Consider the following 18,479-nt stretch of genomic DNA (forward strand, 5'->3'; position numbering starts at 1 on the left):
ACGGTGGCGGTGATGGGGACCCGCGCGGCGTGCGACAGGGCGGAGACCAGATCGGCGAGGGGGCCGTCGTCGGTGGTGTCGGCCGGGATGAGCAGCGTGCCGCCGTCGATGGAGAGCAGCGACAGGGCCGTATCGCCGCAGCGGGTGGCCAGTTCCGCCTGCACACGTCGAAGTTTGCGGCGCGCAACCACTTTCGCGTCCAGTATCGGATTCGACTCCTCCGGATGCGGCGGGATCGCGAGCGCGAGAACGCGATAGGTGTCGGCGATCTCGATGCCGCATTCGCGGGCCATGGTGGAGGTGGGGTGTCCGCCGAGCAGTGCCGAGGTGAGGGTGTGCACGGCCGTATGGTGTTCGGAGACAACGGCTCTGAGTTCGCGGACGTAGGCCATGGAGACCGCGGTGGTCATGGTGTCGAGCATTCCCACGACGCGTTCGGCGCCGCCCATCAACGCCTCGTAGTCGGAGAGGGTGATCGTCATGGTGCCGTCGCCGGTCTTGCGCTGCCGCGCGGCCGTGCCGGACACCACCAGCTCCAGGCCGATCTTGAAGCCCTCGTGGATGGCGTGGTGGATGGTATCGATCGGGACGCCCTCGCGGGCCCATTGCGCGGCGGCGTCTTTCAGCCGTTCGATCTTGTCGGGGATGTCCGTGCCGTCGAGCATGCTGACCGCGAACTCGAGGTTCATCCGGGTGATGGTGGTGACGTCGCCGTGGATGGCGTCGCCGGGCAGCGTCCCGCACGGCGCGACATTCTCGACGAAGTGCCCGACCATCTGCCGCGACAGCGCCCACACATCCTTCAGCGGCGATGAAATCGGGGCTCCGGCGATGGTGAGACCCGGTTGGGCCGAGCTGTCGGCGACCATGCTGACTCCTTCCGCATCGAGTTGTCTGATGCGGCGGTTAACACTAACGGCGGGTGGGTGCCGTACCTCCGGTTCGCCGACGATCTGTGCGAATGCGGAAGTCGCCTCCCGGCCGCTTGTGAGGCATCACAAGCCCGGTGTGGTCAGTGCCACAGGCTGCGGCAGGGCAGGGGGCGCATTCCGGGCCGCACTTTGGTATCGATGGTGACCGCCAATCCCGAATGCACTGCGGCCGCCGCGAATTCCCATGCCTCGGCGCGGGTGGCGGCATATTCGAGCACCAGTTCGTCGCCGGGGTCCGGACCGTCGAAATAGACGGTGACGCGCCTGGTCGGCGCCTCCGTGACGGTGTCGGGAGTGTACATGGCCGTGCTCCTTAGATCCTGCGCCGATGCCGATATGGAGCAGGCAGCGGCGCCGAGTTCGAAGGTACGTTCGTGTAACCGCTGTCAACAGGTTTTCGCGTGATTTCGTCTCGCAACACAGCCTCATATCCGGAGCGCTTGTGAGTTGTCAGGACATGACCCCCCGAGAGGAAGTCGGAAACGAGTCCTATTAATGTTTACGGCCATGGGGAACAACGCATTCCGGCGTGCGCTGGGCGCCTGCGCCGGCAGCTTGCTCTTGCTGGCGGGCGCGGTCGGGGCCGCGTCCGCGCAGCCTATTCTTCCGGCGGCGGATCCGGATCCGTTCTACGGCGCTCCGGCCGACGTCGCCGAGCACGAGCCGGGCGACGTGCTCGGTATCCGGGCGCTGCCGCCGCTGCTGATCTTCCCGGATACCGACGTGTGGCTGGTCAAGTTCCGGTCCACGAATTCGGAGGGGAAGCCGATCGCGGCGACGACCACCGTGCTCTCGCCGCGCAACCGGGCGACGGACGGTCCGCTGCTGTCGTACCAGACCATCATCAACGGGCTCGGCACCGAATGCTCGATCTCGCACACCCTCTACACCAGCGATCCCAATCTGATGGTGCGCGAGGCGCCCGCCTACAACGTGGTGCTGCAGCGCGGCTGGAGCATCGCGCTGCCCGATCATCTCGGACCCCAATTCGCCTACGGCGCCGCCAAATTGGGCGGTCAGATCACCCTGGACGGGATCCGCGCCGCGCAGCAGGTCAAGCAGCTGCGGCTGGAACACAGCCCCGTCACGATGGCCGGGTACTCCGGCGGCGGGATGGCGACGGCCTGGGCGGCGGCGCTCGCGCCCACCTACGCGCCGGAGCTGCGCATCGCAGGCGCCGCGGCGGGTGGCGTGCCGATGAACCTGGTGAAGATGCTGGAGGGGCTCGGCTACGGGTCGCATCCGGTGTTCGGCCTGGCCTTCGCCGCCGGTCTCGGCCTGGAGCGCGAATACCCGGACCGGTTCCCGATCTCGGAGCAGCTCAACGACCAGGGCATGACGATGGGCCGCCGGATCGCCAACGGCTGCACCAACGATCTGCTCGCCGCGGGCGCCGGGCGCGGTGCGCTCGATTTCGCGAAGTCCACCAAGATGACCGAGGATCCCGACGCCCGCAAGGTGATCGAGGAGAACAGCCTCGAGCTGCATGACGGTGTGCCGAATATGCCGGTGTTCGAATGGCATTCGCCGATCGACGGGCTGGTGCCGATCGACGCGATCGTGAACACGAACCGGCGCTGGTGCGCGGCCGGGGTGCGGCTGCAGTCCGAGGCGATCCCGGTGCCCGACCACCTGACCGCCGCGGTCCTCGGACTGCCGCAGGTCATGACCTGGCTGGACGCCCGGATGCGCGGCGAGCCCGCCCCGAGCAACTGCTGAGGGACGTGTTGTCGGGCCGGGATCCAGCAGTGGATCCCGGCCCACGGGGCATTCCGCAATGGCGGTGACGTCTCAGCGGGCCGTGGTGACGGCGCTGGTCAGATAGCCGCGACCGCCTGCGTGATCTCGGTATCCCCGGAGACCAGCTCCAGCGTCTTGCCGAAAGTGCCCGGCGCGCCGAGCGTTTCGGCGAGGACGGCGGCAACGTCCGCGCGCGGGATCGAGCCGTAGTCGCCCGGGGCCTCCACGAGAGTGACCCGGCCCGTGCCGGACTCGTCGGTGAGACGGCCGGGGCGGACGATGGTCCAGTCGAGGTCGCGGCCGCGCAGATCGTCCTCGGCCTGGGTCTTGGCGTCGATGTAGGCGGCCCACACCTCGTCGCGGCCGGGCGCCGGGGGCTTGCCCGCGCCCATGGTGGAGATCTGGACGAACCGCGCGGCCTTCGCCTGCTGCGCCGCCTCCGCCAGCAGTACCGAGCCGTCCCGGTCGACGGTGTACTTGCGGGCCGCGGTGCTGCCCGGCCCGGCCCCGGCGGCGAAGAGTACGGCGTCGGCACCGTCGAGCACGGCCGCCACCTCGGCGGCGGCGGAGTTCTCCAGGTCCAGCACGACCGGCCGCGCACCGGTCGCGGCGACCTCGTCGGCATGGGCGGGATTGCGGATCAGGCTGGTCACCTCGTCGCCGCGCCGGGCGAGGAGTTCCGCCAGCAGTACCGAGATCTTGCCGTGTCCGCCCGCGATGACGATGCGCATGGCCCTCCGTTCGGTTGGTCCGGGTGGTCCGCAGCGGTGAGCTGCGGTGATCCTTACGCACAGCAATCCTACGGACCCGTCCATTCCCGGACAGGCAGGCGGCGGATCGGGGCTCGAACCGCGGACGGTAGGTGGCGGATCGCGGCTCGTAGCGCACCGGAGAGACCCGGGACCGAACTTCGGAGCAGCATGGATACGCGATCGGGGGCCTCTGTCGGCGATTCCGCCGGGGGCACAAGGGAATCCGGACCGACATCCCGTGGCACGGCGTCCGGTATCGAACCGGACTCGTGATGCGCACGAAACGGACAAAACACGGTGTCGGACGATGCCGCGCCGGTAACCTCGAATGACTCGACCCGGCGGGCCCGGGAGTCTTGGGGCCGGACCCGTATGGCGGCGGTCGGGTGCGAGCTCACAGTGGGGGTGAGTCATGCGTGGCTGGCGCGTCCTCGTGACCGGGATGCTGATCGTGTGCGGGCCGACGGCGGTCGTGGCGCAGGGGCAGCCACCGGTGCCCGGTCCGGTAATTCCCGGCCTTCCGGTGCCACCGGCGATGCCGCAGCCGAATGTGCCCGCGGCACCGTCTGTTTCGCTTCCGGACAGCCTCGACCTGCCCGATCTGCAAGAGTGGATCAACGCGGTGGTCCCGCCGCCCCCGATCGTCGCGCCGTCGATGCCCGCGGTATCCGGGGCGCAGGACCTGCCACCGGACCTGGCGCGGTTGCAGCAGGCGGTGATGCCCTCGGCCGTCGGCGATCCGGTGTTCGACGTCTGGCCCGCGAACCTCGCGGAGTACGCGCCGGGGGACGTGATCGAGTTCCGCGACGTCACCGCCACCGCGCAACCGCTGATGGTGGTTCCGGTGCGGCAGGTGCTGCAGCTGAAGTACCGCACCACCGACGCCCACGGCGCCCCCTCGTACGCGACGGCGTCGCTGGCGATCCCGGCCGCGGCGTGGGCGGGTCCCGGGTCCCGCCCGGTGCTGGTGAACAACCTGCCGATCGATGCGCTCGGCCGCGAATGCACGGCGGGCTACACACTGGCGCATGGGTATTCGTTCGACGCCAGCACCACCGACTTCATCCCGCCGACGACCCAGCTGGGGCTGCTGCGCGGCTACTCCGTGCTGATCCCCGACCACGAGGGCCCGCGCATGGCCTATGCCGAACCGTTCGTGGCCGGGCACGCCGTGCTGGATTCCATTCGCGCCGTGCGCAATCAGCTGCCCGCCGAGTACGGCGACAGCCACTACGCCATGCACGGGTACTCCGGCGGTGCGATCGCCACGCGCGGTGCCGTCGCGCTGATCGACTCCTACGCACCGGAACTCGGGGCGGTGATCACGGGTGCGGCGCTCGGCGGCGTCCCGGCCGACTACGAGCTGCTCGGGCGCAGCATGAACGGCAATCTCGCGTCCGGCATATTCCTCGCCGCCACCTTCGGCGTCGCCCGCGAACGCCCGGAGATGCTGGCGCGGATGAACAATCTCGCCCGCTGGGCGGCCACCTCACCGCTGAAGGACACGTGCGCGGGAGTGTTCGCGCTGCCGGGCGTGCTGATGCTGCCGATCGACCTGGCCTCGGACATCCCCGATCCGCTGCGCAGCGACGTCGCCGCCGAGATCTACGAGGTGACGCGCATGCGCGGCATGAAATCGGCGGTGCCGCTGTACATCTACAACGGCGAGCAGGAATGGTGGATCCCCGCCGAGGGCGCCCGCAACCTGTACCGGGAGCAGTGCGACCTGGGTGTGCCCGCGGTGTATCGCAGCGTTCTGGGTGAGCACATTCTCGCGGCGGGACTGGGTTATCCGGAGGTGTTGCACTGGGTGGACCAGCGATTGCAGGGGATTCCGGCGCCCGACGAGTGCTGATTTCTCTGTCAATTCCCCGGCGCGAATTTGTGTGCCGCCCCTAGGGTTCCGGCCCGCCCTTGATGAATCGTCATCGGATTTGCGCTGTTTCGCGCTCGTGGCGATTCCGTAGCCGTACCGTGATGTGACGCGGCGCCGGTGTTTGCGCGGTCGGCGCCGCGTCTGGCATCGGCGCGCCGCACCTCGAGCAGGAAAGGAGGCGCCGGTTCGGTAGCCGGGTCAGCCACCGCCGGGCGGTGCCCCGAGAACAATCAACCCGCCCGCCGGCGCACCGCCGTACCGCGGCATGTGGACTACCAACCCCCTCCGTTGCGCGGTGCGTGTGCGCTGCAGTGGATCCACCCGCCGGGCGCGACCTCACCCCTGGCGCCCGGCGGGTACACACCCCGCGGTCACGACCTTTGGAGCGACCCGATGACATCATCCGCACCGGTCCTGAGTTCGCCGGGCGTGCGTCCGGCCGAGGAGCCCGCGAGACCGAGCGATCTGTCCGCACGACTGGCCGAGTACTTCCTTCGCGAACGCCCCGCGCCCGACTCGCGGGGGAGCGGCGCCGACTTGACCGCGGGCGTGCGCGACTGCCTGGCACTGGCGCTGGGCGTGCTGTCCGCACCCGGTCCGCAGGACGCGGCGCGACTGTCGGAACTGGTCGGCCGGGCGGCCGCGTGGGCCCGCGAGGGCATCGACCTGGACACCGTGCTGCGGACCTATCACGAGACGGTGCGGCGCGGTTTCGACCATGTCGCCGCCGAACAGCGCTGCGGCCCGGCCGAATTGCTGTCCGGCACCGAGCAGGTGCTGCGGCTGCTGGAGACGGTCACGGTCGCGACCTCCTCGGCCTACCTCGACGAGCACCGGCTGGCCGCCCGCCATCACCAAACGGCCGCACAGACTCTCGTGACGGCGCTGCTGAGCGGCCACGGCCGCGAGGCGCTCGAGCGCCGCACCGGCATCACGGTCGCGGACAGCTATCAGGTGGTGGCGCTGTCGATTCCGCCGCATCCCGGCGAGCGGGACCCCCGGTTGAACGTGGAGGGCGTGGCCCGCCGCAAGCTGCGGCGACTGCAGAGCGCGCTGGCGCCGGTCCTGGGATCGCGGGCGCTGTCGCTGCTGTCGGTGGACGGCGGCACGATTCTGGTGCCGGTGGAGGATTCGCCCGCGCTCACCGGCGGGCTCGCGATGACCGCCGACACCCTCGACGTGCTGTCGGCCGCGGCCTCGGTGCCGCTCACCGCCACCGTGGTGGCAGGCGCCACCGAATCCATTCCCGACCTCGCCGAGCAGGCCGGTGAACTGCTGGAACTGGTGCGCACGCTGGGCCGCCCGCCCGGCCTGTACCGGATGGCCGACGTCGCGGTGGAATTCCAGATGACCCGGCCCGGCCCGGCGCGCGAGCATCTCGCGGCGGCGCTGCAGCCGCTGGCGGCGCACCCCGAACTGCTGGAAACGCTGCGGGCCTTCCTCGACTCCGGGCTCGACCGCCGGGCCACCGCGCGGCAGCTGGGCATTCACCCCAACAGCGTGTCGCACCGGCAGCGGCGCATAGAGCGGCTGGCCGGATTCGATCTGTCGCATCCGGAGGGCATCTCCCGCGCCAGCCTCGCCCTGCTGGCCTTCGAACTCGCGACCGTCACCGGCTGAGCCGTTGCCCGAGTGCCGGCAGCGGACGACCGCTTCGCCGCCGGCACCGGCGCGGCGGGTTACGCCGCGGGACCGAACGGAGCGAGCAGCAACGGCGGCAGGCCGTCCGGTGTGAGGGTGCCGATCACCGGAATGCCCGCATCGGCGAAAATCCCGGTGGCCCTGGGCATATGGTCGGCGGAGGTGACCAGCACCGCATCCCCGGTGCCGATCGCCCGCATCAGCACCGCGGAATTGGCGGCGTTCTCGCGGGTGTCCGCGGCGGCCGGTTCGACGTGGATGCGTTCGGGAGCGATGCCGCGCTCGATCAGCCAGCGGGCCATGGCGTCCGCCTCGGTGACGCCGCCGCGCGGATTGCCGCCCGTCACGATGACCGGCGACTGCGGCGAGATGACGGCCTGGACGAATCCGGCCTCCAGCCGCTGGACCAGCTCCGGCCGCATGCGGCCGTCGGGCTCCAGGCCGTAGCCGAGCACCACGATGGCGGTGCCGGGCCCGCGCGGGGTGGGCAGCGGCTGACCGGGCTGGCCGGTCGCGGCCGCTCCGAGCTGACCGATCAGGGCGCCGATCGCGTCGGAGAGCGGATCGCCCAGGGCGGCAGGGGCATTCAGCAGCATCCCGGCCGCGACGACGGTGCCGGCGAGGATTCGGGTGCAGGATCGCAACAGTGGGATCGTATGGTGCGGCATCGGAGACTCCGTGATCAGAACGGCCGGCGTCGGCGGGGTGGAGCGGGAGTAATGCAGGAATGATGCACCTCGCCGCCGTAATTGGATCGTGATAGGTTGCAGTGCTGGAGAATTCACCGTGCCGATCGCTCGGAATTGTGCTGGCGACAGCCGAATATCGCGTGACTTCCCGCGCCTCGCAAATACCGGGTTTGTGTACTTTCACTGCGGTCCGGTGCGCCGCTCGTGAGGTTTCGAAGAGCCTGCGGCAGTTCGTATCCAGTGCCTGATTACCGGACCTAGCGTGTGAACGCGGTTCCGGCCGGACGGAATATCCCGTCCGGCACCGGAACTGGAGAACGCTGTGGTTCTGCAGGAAGGCATGGAATGAGACGAAGTACCCGCCGACGGCCGTTGAGTGCCGCGGTGCTCGTAGGAGTCTCGCTGCTCGCAGTCGGGTTCGGGGCCGCCGGTGCCGGCGCCCAGCCCGCGCAGGCGCCGATCGAGCAGCCGACGGAACAACAACTGGCAGACAACATCGCCCGGGGGCTGAAGAACCCCGCCGCACAACCGATCGCCGAGGACAGCGGCAGCGCCGGCAGTTCCGGGTCGGCGTGCACATCCGGAAGTGGCGCCGGATCCGGGAACGGGTCGGGTGACTGCTACGGCGGCTCCGGTTCGAGCTCGGGCTCCTCGGGCGGACATTCCTCGGACACCGTGGGGTACGGCCCGGCGAGCACCTCGTTCCTCGCCGCGTTCGGCTACGGGCTGCTGAACCCGAATGTGGCGCCCCCCGGCACCAACGACTGGAATTGCAAGCCGACGGCCGAGCATCCGGAGCCGGTGGTGCTGGTGCACGGGACCTGGGAGAACGCCTACAACAACTTCGCGTACATCAGTCAGCCGATCAAGGATGCCGGCTACTGCGTCTACACGTTCAACTACGGGCAGTCGAACCTGCTCGAGGGCGGCGGACTGGGCTCGGTGCTGCCGGGTGCCAACGGCACCGGGTACATCCAGGATTCGGCCAAGCAGCTGGCGCCCTTCGTGGATCGGGTGCTGGCCGCGACCGGTTCGTCGAAGGTGAACCTGGTCGGGCACTCGCAGGGCGGCACCATGTCGCGGCAGTACCTGAAGTTCGAGGGCGGTGCGTCGAAGGTGCACCACATGATGACCTTCGGTGCGACCAACCACGGCACGTCGCTGGACGGGATCGGCGCGCTCGGGCGCGCGATCAACAACTTCGGCATCGACGTGCTCGGTCTGATCGAGATCTTCGTGGGCCACTCGGGCATCCAGCAGACGATCGGCTCGGATTTCATCAACAACCTCAACGAGGGCGGTGACACCGTCCCCGGGGTCGACTACACGGTGGTCGGCACCCGCTACGACGAGGTCACCAACCCGTACGACCTGACGTTCCTGAAGGCCGGACCGGGTGCGACGGTACGCAACATCACGCTGCAGGAGGGGTGCGAACAGGACCTGTCCGACCACCTGACGTTGATGTACTCGCCGCGGGTGCTCTCGATCATCCTGAACGCGCTCGATCCGTCCCAACCGCTGCAGTGCACCTTCAACCCGTGGCTGCTGGGTGGTGGCGGCAAGCTCTGACCACCCACGAGCGGGTGTCCGGTGCGGTGCGAGAGCCCTGATTCCCTGGCGCGCCGCACCGGGACACCGCCCGCCGTAACGTCCGCGCGGGATGGGCACGCCGGCCCAGCTCCGTATCCCGCACACGGCGATTCACATACGGCGGTTCCTGCCCGCCGGGTGGTGGATTACCCACACCGCCCGGCGGGCACCGGCCTGTTCCGGCGAGAAGCGTGCCGGTAATGTTGCCGATCCCCAAGAACAGGAGACTCGAACATGATCCGAAAACTACTGCGCGGCTGCGTGATACCCGCCGTAGTGGTCGCGGCCGGCGCCATGCTGGGGGCGGCGCCGGCCGCGTCGGATGCCCCGGACGGGTCGGCGATCACCGGCTCGTGGCCGGTGGACGGCCGCACGATGCAGCTGCGGGTGCACTCGGCGGCGATGAACACCGACATCATGGTGAACGTGCAGCGGCCCGCCGACGCCGGTGCGCCCGCCCCGGTCCTGTATCTGCTGAACGGCGGTGGCGGGGGCCAGGATTCGGCCACCTGGCAGCGCAACACCGACGTCCTGGGCTTCCTGTCGGAGAAGCAGACCTACGTGGTGCAGCCGGTCGGCGGCAAGTGGAGCTATTACACCGATTGGCGCGCTCCGGACCCGAAACTCGGTGTGTACAAGTGGAAGACGTTCCTCACCGAGGAGCTGCCGCCGCTGATCGACGCCGAATTCCAGACCACCGGCGCCAATGCCGTTGCGGGCCTGTCCACCTCGGGCACCTCGGTGCTGCAGCTGCCGATCGCCAAGCCGGGACTGTACAAGGCGGTGGCCGCCTACAGCGGCTGCGCGCAGATCAGTGATCCGCTCGGGCGGCAGTTCGTGAAGCTGTCGGTGGAGGCCTGGGGCGGCGGCAATACGGTCAATATGTACGGCCCCGACAACGATCCGATGTGGGCCGCCAACGATCCCTACCTGCATGCCGAGCAGCTGCGCGGCCTGGCGCTGTACATCTCCAGCGGCACGGGCGCGCCCGGCGCGTACGACAAGTACGAGGGCAAGTACATGCAGCCCGGCCCGCGCGGCTTCTTCAACCAGATGCTGATCGGCGGCGTCATCGAGGCCGCGGTGAACCACTGCACCCACAATATGCAGAACAAGCTGGGCGAACTCGGCATCCCCGCGACCTTCGAGTTCACGCCCACCGGCACGCATTCGTGGGGCTACTGGCAGGACGCGCTGAAGAACTCGTGGCCCGTGCTGGCCTCGGGGCTCGGCGTGCCCGCATAACCGCACCGTCGACCCCGGCCACCCCGGGCCTGCCCGGGAACGTGGCGGCATGGTCGTACACTTCCGTCGTATAGCCGAGCCGGCGCCGCGCAGGGGCGGCGCCGGGGAATGTCGAACGTCGACGTTTCGAACGAGAGCGACAAGGCGGTCGGAGCGGTGCAGATGAGCTGGGCAGAGCGTGTGGTGACGATCGGTGGCGCGCGGTGACGGCCGCGGCCCTGGAGACCGAGGCCGTGGCCGAACCGGAGGTGCTGCGACCGGCACTCGAGAAGTTCGGATTCTCCGAGTTCCGGCGCACGGCCGCGATCGGGACGGTGCTGGGCGGGTCGGTGACACGCCGGGTGCTGCGGGGCGGCCTGCGGCGGTCGCGGCGGCGGCGCGCCATGGCCGACGGCATGGTCGACGGGTTCGAGGTGCTGGGCCCGATGTTCGTGAAGCTGGGGCAGCTGATCGCGTCGTCGCCGGCGTCGTTCCCCGACGAACTGGCAGACGCCTGCCTGCGCTGCCTCGACGACGTGCCGCCGTTCCCGGCCGTCGACGCGCGCGCCATCATCGAGGCCGACCTCGGGCGGCCGATCGGCGAGCTGTTCCGGGAGTTCGACGACGAGCCGCTGTCGGCGGCATCGGTGGCGCAGGTGCACGGGTGCGTGCTGGCCGACGGCCGTCCGGCGGTGGTGAAGGTGCAGCGCCCCGATATCGCCCGGCGCATGATCGTCGATCTGCGCGCGGCGTACCGGCTGGCCGGGCTCATGGAGCGGCGGTCGGAGAACGCGCGGATCGCCAACGCCCAGGGCGTGGTGCGCGACCTGTACGAGACCACGGTCGCCGAACTGGACTTCCGCAACGAGGCCGACAATCAGACCCGCGCCCGCGCGCATCTGGGCGCCTTCGGTGACAACACGCATGTCGTTGTGCCCGAGGTGTATTGGGGCTACTGCGGGCCCCGGGTGCTGTGCATGGAGCGCATGAGCGGGATGCCGCTGGACCGCTTCGACGATATCCGCGCCGTGCACCCGGATCCGGAGCTGCTGATCCGGCGGCTGGTCAAGGCGTGGGTGGAAAGCGTTGTCGTGCACGGCCTGTTCCACGGCGACGTGCACGCGGGCAATCTCTGGCTGCTCGACGACGGCCGCGCCGCCATGCTCGATTTCGGCATCGTCGGCACCATGACCCCGCAGTGGCGCGAGTTCGTGCGGGCGCTGTTCCACGCCAGCGCCATCGACGGCGACTTCCGGCCGGTCGCACGGGCCCTGCGCGAACTCGACCTGGTCGAGGGCGACGCGGGCGACGATGCCACCATCGGCCGCCAGCTGGCGACGGCGCTGGCGCCGGTGCTGTCGGGCAAGCTGGCCAAGCTCGATATGGGCAAGGTCGCCGCGCGGCTGGTCGAATTCGGCAAGCGCCGCGGCGCGTTCGGACCCGAGCAGCTCATCCTGATGGGCAAGCAGCTCGGGTACTTCGAGCGCTACGCGGTGGCGCTGGCGCCGGGCTGGCGCCTGGGCCAGGACCTGTTCCTGTTCCGCAACGTCTTCCCCGACGAGGTGGCCGCGAAGGCGGCAGAGCAGGGCGTCGAACTGCCCGCCGACTGACTGTCGCGGCGGGTCTGTCGGGCGCCCGTGTCAGTCGACGAATTCTCGATCGCCGTAGCGGACCGCGGCCGGATCCCACGCGGCGCCCAGCCGACCGGCGAGTTCCTGGACCAGCGGCAGGTCGGCCAGGTCGGCGATCAGGATCAGCGTGTCGTTCTCGGTGACGGAGCCGCCCACCAGCCGGGTGCGCGTCTCCGGGTCGGCGACCAGGGCGTCGTGGAAGCGGGTGACGTCGACGCCGGGAATTTCGACGGTGAAGGCGTCGCGAGCGGGGGAGTCGGCGGGCAGCGGCTCGAAGGTCAGCACCGACTCCTGGTGGAAACGGTTGCGGACCTGGTCGGCGATGCGGTGCAGCTCGGGTCCGGCGAGGCAGGCCAGCCGGAACTCCCGCGACCGCTCGTAGGTGGCCCGCTGCTGGGTATCCGACCAGAACACGCCGCTGACCAGCGTCGACCCGACCGGCAGCGTGAGCTCCCGCAGCGCGATCCCGTCGACCTGAAGTTCGAAGCCCTCCAACCGGTTTCGCAGCCTCGGATCGGTCGGGTCGGTGATGTTGTCGGTGTTGTCGGTGGCGAACAACTGCGCCTCGGCCTGCAGCGGATTGCCCGCCGCGCAGTCGCCCGGCCCCGCCTGCGCCGCCGGAGCTCCGGCGAGCAGCCCCGCCGAAATCGCCAGCGCCGCAAGCGCACCCGTAACCCTCGTACCGTTCATATCCACCCTCCATGTCGCTTCGTCAGCATTCGACCATGATTACCGAGAGGCCGTTCGAGCGTGCAGTGCCGCGCTCGAGCGGCTGTCGATGATTCGTTGCCGGGTGTGCTGCGGCTCGTCGTTACGGGGATATGCTCAGCCGAACCGGGACACATGGGCCCCACGATCACCGAAAGGGTGCGTTTCATGACCGACTCCGACCTGGGCGAGCTGCGGGAACGGGCGGCGGGCGGCGACAGCGATGCGATCGGTGAGCTGATCGTGCTGGCCGTCGAGCGCGGCGACATGGACGAGCTGCGCAGCCTGGCCGCCGCCGGAAGTTCCGACGCCGTCGACGAACTCGTCGAGCTGGCGGCCGACCGGGGAGACATGGGTGAGCTGCGGCGCTGGGCCGACAGCGGCAACGCCGACGCCGTCGACGAACTCGTGCAATTGGCGACCGACCAGGGCGACCTCATCGAACTGCGCCGTCTCGCCGCGGGCGGCAACCGCGACGCCGCGGACGCCCTGGCCGAACTCACCTCGGAGTAGTCGGCAACCGCTGCCGGAACGCCGCCGCCCGAACTCCCGGCCATGCCGTCGGTCATCGAATACCCGTGCGGCGGTTGAGATCTGCGTGTGCGAGACTCGTCGCGATGCTGACCTACTTTCAAGCGGCCGTCATCGGGGCGGTGCAGGGTGTCACCGAGTTGTTTCCGGTCTCGAGTCTGGGGCATTCGGTGCTGGTGGCCTCGTGGCTCGGGGGCGACTGGCAGATGATGGTCCGCTCGGACGAGCCCGGCGCGGACACGCCGTATCTGGCGTTCGTGGTCGCATTGCACGTGGCGACGGCCGTCGCACTGCTCGGTTACTACCGGCGGGATTGGCAGGCCATAGTGGCCGGATTCCTCGCGACCCTACGCACCCGGCGACTGCAGACCGTCCCGCAGCGGTTGGCGTGGCTGATCGTGATCGGGACCGGCCCGGTCGCCGTCCTGGGTCCGTTGCTCGAACATCCGCTGCACGTCCTGTTCGCGGCGCCGATCTACGCGAGCGTGTTCTTGACCCTCAACGGTGTCTTGCTGATTGTCGGAGAGGGCCTGCGTCGACGCAACGAACCGACGCTGGCGCAGTATGGTCGCAGGTTCGCGCTGCGGCAGGCGCATGGCGGACTGTGCACGATGGAGGTGCGCCAGTCCGACCGGCCGCTGGCGGCTCTCAGCCTGCGCGATGCTGCCGGTATCGGATTCGCGCAGGCCGGGGCCCTGTTGACGGGGTTCAGTCGATCCGGACTCACCATGGTCGGCGGTCTGTACCGAGGGCTCGAGCACGAGCACGCCGCCAAGTTCGCGTTCCTGCTCGCGACACCGGTGATTCTGGGCGCGGGCGTGGTGGAGCTGCCGGAGCTGACCGGACCGGCGACCGTCGGCATTCGTGGGCCGGTGCTGGTCGGCGCCATCGTGTCGGGCCTCGTGTCGTGGTTGTCGGTCCGGTTCCTGGAACGGTTCTTCCGGACTCGTACGTTGCTGCCGTTCGCGGTGTACTGCCTGGTCGCCGGCTCGCTGTCGATCGTCAGGTTCAGGTGAGAACCTACAGGCTCCTGCCGATGATCATCTTCATGATCTCGTTGGTGCCGCCGTAGATCTTCTGGATTCGGGAGTCGGTGAAGGCGCGGGAGATGGGGTATTCGGCCATGTAGCCGTAGCCGCCGAACAGCTGCAGGCATTCGTCGGCGACGCGGCACTGCTGTTCGGTGAGCCACCATTTCGCCTTCGCGGCGGTCGGCACGTCGAGTTCGCCGCGCAGGTGCTTGGCGACGCAGTCGTCGGTGAAGGACCAGGCCACGCTCTTGATGGTGTCGCATTCGGCGAGGACGAACTGGGTGTTCTGGAACTTGAAGATCGGCTTGCCGAACGCCTCGCGCTCCTTGGTGTAGGCGATCGTCATCTCGACCGTCTTCTCGATGGCGGCGGCGGCCGCGACGGCCAGAATCAGGCGCTCCTGCGGCAGCTGCTGCATGAGCTGGATGAATCCGAGCCCCTCGGCGGTGCCGAGCAGATTCGACTGCGGCACCCGCACCTCGTCGAAGAACAGCTCGCAGGTGTCCTGGCCGTGCTGGCCCACCTTCTCCAGATTGCGCCCGCGCCGGAACCCGTCGCGGGTGGTCTCCACCGCGATCAGCGAAACCGTGTCCGCGCCTTTGCCTTCCGCGGTCTTGACGGCCACGACGACCAGATCGCACAGCAGCCCGTTGGAGATGAAGGTCTTGGCGCCGCTGATGACGTAGTCGTCGCCGTCCTTGACCGCCTTGGTGCGGATGCTCTGCAGATCCGATCCGGTGCCGGGCTCGGTCATGGCGACGGCGGCCACGATCTCGCCGCTGGCCATCTTCGGCAGCCAGGCCCGCTTCTGTTCCTCCGTGCCGTAGGAATTGATGTAGTGGGCGACGATGGTGGAGTGCACCGGGTTGCCGAGGCTCGGCGCCATCGCCCGGGTCTGCTCGACGGCGACGACCGCCTCGTGCGCGAAAGTGCCACCGCCCCCGCCGTATTCCTCGGGAATGCTCAGGCACAGCAGCCCGACGTCGCCGGCCTTGTTCCAGATCTCGCGGTCCACGTGGTGCTGGCGTCCCCACCGGTCCTCGTTGGGGGCGCACTCCTTCTCGAAGAAGCGGCGCGCCAGCTCGGACAGCGCGTCCAGATCCTCGTCCATCCACGGTGAACGGTGCAAAGACACAGCAGAACTCCTCTGTTCGGATGCTTGCCTCCGATGATGCGCAGCGGTCTGTGTGGTGCCAATGACCCGGCCGCTCGATTCCTTGACCGCAGCGCTCGAGCAGGAGCTACCGCTGGTACGACCCCGGAGGACTCCCCGTCCAGCGGCGGAAGGCGCGGGAGAACGCGCTGGGCTCGGAAAAGCCCAGCCGCCGCGACAGCGCGGTGACGGTCTCGTCGCCGCGGACCAGGCTCGCGACGGCGGCGTCGCGCAGGATCTGCTCGCGGATCTCGCGGGCGGAGGTGTGCTCCTCGCGCAGCTTCCGGCGCAGCGTCTGCGGGCTCACGGCCAGTTCGGCGGCGACCTCGTCGACGGTGGGCCACGAGCCCCGCAGGCCGCGCTCCAGAATGCGGCGCACCTGCGCGCTCGGCGCGACCGAGTAGTGGCGGCGGCCGATCACCGCCGACGGCGCGTTGCGCAGGAACTCCAGCAGGTCGGCCTCGTCGCGCACCAGCGGGGTGTCCAGCACCGCGGCATCGAAGACGAGTGCCGGTGCGGGTGCCGAGAAGACAACGGGCGCACCGAATATCAGGTCGTAATCGTCGAGATCCGAGGGGGGATAGGGGACTTCGATCTGTCGCAGCAGAATCCGCCCGCCGACCGCCCAGCCGAGGAAGCGGTGGGTGATCGTCAGCATGGTGTCGATGATCAGCCCCACCGGCTTGCGGACGGCGCCGATATCGAAGGCCACCCGCGCCTGCCCGCCGTCGACCGTGAGCGTCAGCGGCGGGAATCCGGGCAGCGATTTCTGGAAGCCGACGAAACGCCGGATCGCCGCGCCCACGTCGGCGGCGCCGATCAGCGCGAAGCACACCAGCCGGAAGGTACCGCGCGGCATCGGCCCCAGGCCCAGGCCGAACAGTTCGTCGTCGGTGGTGCGCCACAGCCGCTGCACCATCAGCACCGTCTGCTCGACGGTGACGCGAGACCGGCCCTCCGCGAGCAACTCCGGCGAAATACCCGCCTCGCCCAGCATGCCGCCCACATCCCACCCCCGCGCCTCGGCCAGATCGACCATGGCCCGCACCCGCTGAATGGGCAGCGTGTATCCGGCATCGGTCGAGGTCACCTGCCGACCGTAGCAACGGAGCGCGGCGGCTCCGGAGGCCGCCCGGTGAACTTCGTGCACGCGGTTGAAACTTCGCTTCCGTCACCGGAACTGCGGACTATTTCTACGAAGAGTGACATGTCAGTCGGCTAACTGTTATACGCTCTCGCTCGAAGGCGCAGGCGGGTTTGCGGGGAGTGCTATGACGACCATCGAGAAGGTTGTTCGAATATCGGCGCCGATGCTGAGATGGTCGATCGACCTGGTGCTTTCGGGCTTGTGCACCTTCGGGCGCACGCTGCAGATGGGGGTGGCGGCATTCCGCTATCTGGTGCAGGACATCATCGGTCTGCGCCATCCCTGGCGCGACACCCTGCAGCAGGGCTGGTTCATCGTCAGCGTCACCGCGATTCCCGCTGTCCTGGTGGCGATTCCGTTCGGCGTGATCGTCTCGGTGCAGGTCGGCAGCCTCACCCAGCAGGTGGGCGCGACGTCGGTGTCGGGCGCCGCCGGGGGCCTGGGGGTGATCCGCCAGGGCGCCCCGATGGTGACCGCGCTGTTGCTCGGCGGCGCCGCCGGATCGGCGATCGCCGCCGACCTGGGCGCGCGCACCATTCGCGACGAGGTGGACGCCCTGCGCGTGATGGGCATCGATCCGGTGCGGCGGCTGGTGGCCCCGCGGCTGGCGGCGATGCTGGCGCTGACGCCGCTGCTGTGCCTGCTCATCATCTTCATGGGCGTTTTCACCGGATACGTTGTCGCCGTGGTGTTTCAGGGCGTGACGCCCGGGAGCTACCTGGCCTCGTTCTCGTCGTTCGCCTCGATGGCGGATCTGGCGGTGGCCATCGTGAAATCGGTGGTGTTCGGGGTGATCGTGCTGATCGTGGCGTGCCAGCGCGGGCTGGAGGCCACGGCCGGCCCGAAGGGCGTGGCCAATGCGGTCAATGCCGCGGTGGTGCTCGGGGTGATCGCGGCCTTCGGCGTGAATCTCGTGATCACCCAGCTGGTTTCGATGTTCCTGCCGACGAAGGTGGGCTGATGACCGAGGTTCCCTCCCGCTACGTTCCGCTCGGGGCGGTCGGCCGCACGGCGGTTTCCGGTGCGCGCGCCCCGATGACGGTGTTCGAGGCGCTCGGTCACCAGGCGACCTTCGTGGTGCACGTGCTCGGCGCGGTGCCGCACACGCTGCGCGCCTACCGCCGCCAGACCATGCTGATCCTCACCGACATCACCTGGGGCAGCGGCAAGATCATCGTCGGCGGCGGCACGGTCGCGGTGCTGGTGTTCCTCGGGGTCGCGGTCGGCGGGTCGATCGGCGTGGAGGGCTTCACCGCGCTGAACATGGTCGGGATGGGCCCGCTCACGGGGTTCGTCTCGGCCTACGCCAACACCCGCGAGATGGCGCCCATGGTGGCGGCCATCGGGTTCGCCGCGCAGGCCGGGTGCCGGATGACCGCGGAGATCGGCGCCATGCGCATCTCGGAGGAGATCGACGCACTGGAGGCCATCGGGATCCGGCCGATCCCGTTCGTGGTCACCACGCGGGTGATCGCGGGCATCATCACCATCGTCCCGCTGTATCTGCTGACGCTGATCCTGTCCTATATCTCCTGCGCGGTGGTGGTGAACGTGCTGCACGGGCAGTCCTCGGGCACCTACTACCACTACTTCGGGGCCTTCCTGCAACCCAGCGACGTGCTGGCCTCGCTGGTCAAGGCGACGGTGTTCGTGGTGATGATCATCATCATCCACGGCTACCAGGGGTTCTTCGCCACCGGCGGCCCGGAGGGCGTGGGCCGGGCCTCGGGGCGCGCCATCCGCGCCAGCCTGGTGCTGGTGGTGGTCGCGGACATGATCATGACCATCGCGTTCTGGGGCCTGGACGTCGGCATCAGGATCTCGGGGTAGC

The 18,479-nt window shown here is 69.2% G+C and carries 17 protein-coding genes; 10 read left to right on the forward strand and 7 right to left on the reverse strand.

Going from position 1 to position 18,479, the window contains the following annotated elements; translation table 11 throughout:
• Both NM1_RS20020 and NM1_RS20025 read right to left on the reverse strand, forming a co-directional pair.
• A partial coding sequence (locus NM1_RS20020; protein ID WP_068021773.1) for an RsbRD N-terminal domain-containing protein occupies positions 1 to 869 on the reverse strand: 869 nt, incomplete at its 3' end.
• A 143-nt stretch (positions 870 to 1,012) separates the two neighbouring features.
• A complete protein-coding gene (locus NM1_RS20025; RefSeq protein WP_040748009.1) occupies positions 1,013 to 1,234 on the reverse strand; it encodes a hypothetical protein in 222 nt (73 codons plus the stop codon).
• A 205-nt stretch (positions 1,235 to 1,439) separates the two neighbouring features.
• Here NM1_RS20025 and NM1_RS20030 point away from each other — a divergent pair, with 205 nt between their 5' ends.
• Positions 1,440 to 2,651, forward strand: a complete 1,212-nt coding sequence (locus NM1_RS20030) for a lipase family protein (protein ID WP_084519816.1) — start codon at positions 1,440 to 1,442, stop codon at positions 2,649 to 2,651.
• A gap of 98 nt (positions 2,652 to 2,749) precedes the next feature.
• Here the strand turns inward: NM1_RS20030 and NM1_RS20035 are convergent, their stop codons facing one another.
• Positions 2,750 to 3,403, reverse strand: a complete 654-nt coding sequence (locus NM1_RS20035) for an SDR family oxidoreductase (protein WP_068021785.1) — start codon at positions 3,401 to 3,403, stop codon at positions 2,750 to 2,752.
• 433 nt (positions 3,404 to 3,836) lie between these two features.
• On the opposite strand from NM1_RS20035, the gene NM1_RS20040 reads away from it, so the two are divergent.
• Positions 3,837 to 5,279, forward strand: coding sequence for a lipase family protein (locus NM1_RS20040; RefSeq protein ID WP_068021788.1), 1,443 nt, complete (start codon positions 3,837 to 3,839; stop codon positions 5,277 to 5,279).
• Between the two features lie 414 nt (positions 5,280 to 5,693).
• Positions 5,694 to 6,920, forward strand: coding sequence for a PucR family transcriptional regulator (locus tag NM1_RS20045; RefSeq protein WP_068021790.1), 1,227 nt, complete (start codon positions 5,694 to 5,696; stop codon positions 6,918 to 6,920).
• Between the two features lie 59 nt (positions 6,921 to 6,979).
• On the opposite strand, the gene NM1_RS20050 is transcribed toward NM1_RS20045, so the two are convergent.
• Complete coding sequence (locus tag NM1_RS20050; protein WP_068021792.1) at positions 6,980 to 7,609, reverse strand: YdcF family protein; 630 nt, start codon at positions 7,607 to 7,609, stop codon at positions 6,980 to 6,982.
• A 366-nt stretch (positions 7,610 to 7,975) separates the two neighbouring features.
• On the opposite strand from NM1_RS20050, the gene NM1_RS20055 reads away from it, so the two are divergent.
• From NM1_RS20055 to NM1_RS20065, 3 genes are all read left to right on the forward strand, one after another.
• Positions 7,976 to 9,202 carry an esterase/lipase family protein gene (locus tag NM1_RS20055; protein ID WP_068021797.1) on the forward strand — a complete coding sequence of 409 codons (1,227 nt, stop codon included), beginning with the start codon at positions 7,976 to 7,978 and terminating at the stop codon, positions 9,200 to 9,202.
• 255 nt (positions 9,203 to 9,457) lie between these two features.
• Positions 9,458 to 10,468: an alpha/beta hydrolase gene (locus NM1_RS20060; protein WP_068021800.1), complete on the forward strand. Its 1,011-nt coding sequence runs from the start codon at positions 9,458 to 9,460 to the stop codon at positions 10,466 to 10,468.
• A 203-nt stretch (positions 10,469 to 10,671) separates the two neighbouring features.
• Positions 10,672 to 12,057: an ABC1 kinase family protein gene (locus tag NM1_RS20065; protein WP_068021806.1), complete on the forward strand. Its 1,386-nt coding sequence runs from the start codon at positions 10,672 to 10,674 to the stop codon at positions 12,055 to 12,057.
• 30 nt (positions 12,058 to 12,087) lie between these two features.
• Here the strand turns inward: NM1_RS20065 and NM1_RS20070 are convergent, their stop codons facing one another.
• A complete protein-coding gene (locus NM1_RS20070; protein WP_211339302.1) occupies positions 12,088 to 12,768 on the reverse strand; it encodes a hypothetical protein in 681 nt (226 codons plus the stop codon).
• A gap of 186 nt (positions 12,769 to 12,954) precedes the next feature.
• Here NM1_RS20070 and NM1_RS20075 point away from each other — a divergent pair, with 186 nt between their 5' ends.
• Positions 12,955 to 13,299, forward strand: a complete 345-nt coding sequence (locus NM1_RS20075; RefSeq protein ID WP_246010746.1) for a hypothetical protein — start codon at positions 12,955 to 12,957, stop codon at positions 13,297 to 13,299.
• Positions 13,300 to 13,403: 104 nt separating this feature from the next.
• Positions 13,404 to 14,333: an undecaprenyl-diphosphate phosphatase gene (locus NM1_RS20080; RefSeq protein WP_068021807.1), complete on the forward strand. Its 930-nt coding sequence runs from the start codon at positions 13,404 to 13,406 to the stop codon at positions 14,331 to 14,333.
• A gap of 4 nt (positions 14,334 to 14,337) precedes the next feature.
• Here the strand turns inward: NM1_RS20080 and NM1_RS20085 are convergent, their stop codons facing one another.
• Together NM1_RS20085 and NM1_RS20090 are read right to left on the reverse strand one after the other, a co-directional pair.
• Positions 14,338 to 15,459 (reverse strand): acyl-CoA dehydrogenase family protein, encoded by a 1,122-nt coding sequence (locus NM1_RS20085; RefSeq protein WP_068021809.1) that lies wholly within the window; start codon positions 15,457 to 15,459, stop codon positions 14,338 to 14,340.
• A 130-nt stretch (positions 15,460 to 15,589) separates the two neighbouring features.
• Positions 15,590 to 16,591 carry an AraC family transcriptional regulator gene (locus NM1_RS20090; RefSeq protein ID WP_084519817.1) on the reverse strand — a complete coding sequence of 334 codons (1,002 nt, stop codon included), beginning with the start codon at positions 16,589 to 16,591 and terminating at the stop codon, positions 15,590 to 15,592.
• A 181-nt stretch (positions 16,592 to 16,772) separates the two neighbouring features.
• Here NM1_RS20090 and NM1_RS20095 point away from each other — a divergent pair, with 181 nt between their 5' ends.
• On the forward strand, positions 16,773 to 17,609 hold the full coding sequence (locus NM1_RS20095; RefSeq protein WP_084519818.1) for an ABC transporter permease: 837 nt from the start codon (positions 16,773 to 16,775) through the stop codon (positions 17,607 to 17,609).
• A complete protein-coding gene (locus NM1_RS20100; RefSeq protein ID WP_068021811.1) occupies positions 17,609 to 18,478 on the forward strand; it encodes an MlaE family ABC transporter permease in 870 nt (289 codons plus the stop codon). The genes NM1_RS20095 and NM1_RS20100 overlap by 1 nt, the downstream gene beginning before the upstream one ends.
• Position 18,479 lies beyond the last annotated feature (1 nt).

The sequence above is a fragment of the Nocardia mexicana NBRC 108244 genome, from assembly GCF_001613165.1.
Lineage (GTDB): Bacteria > Actinomycetota > Actinomycetes > Mycobacteriales > Mycobacteriaceae > Nocardia > Nocardia mexicana.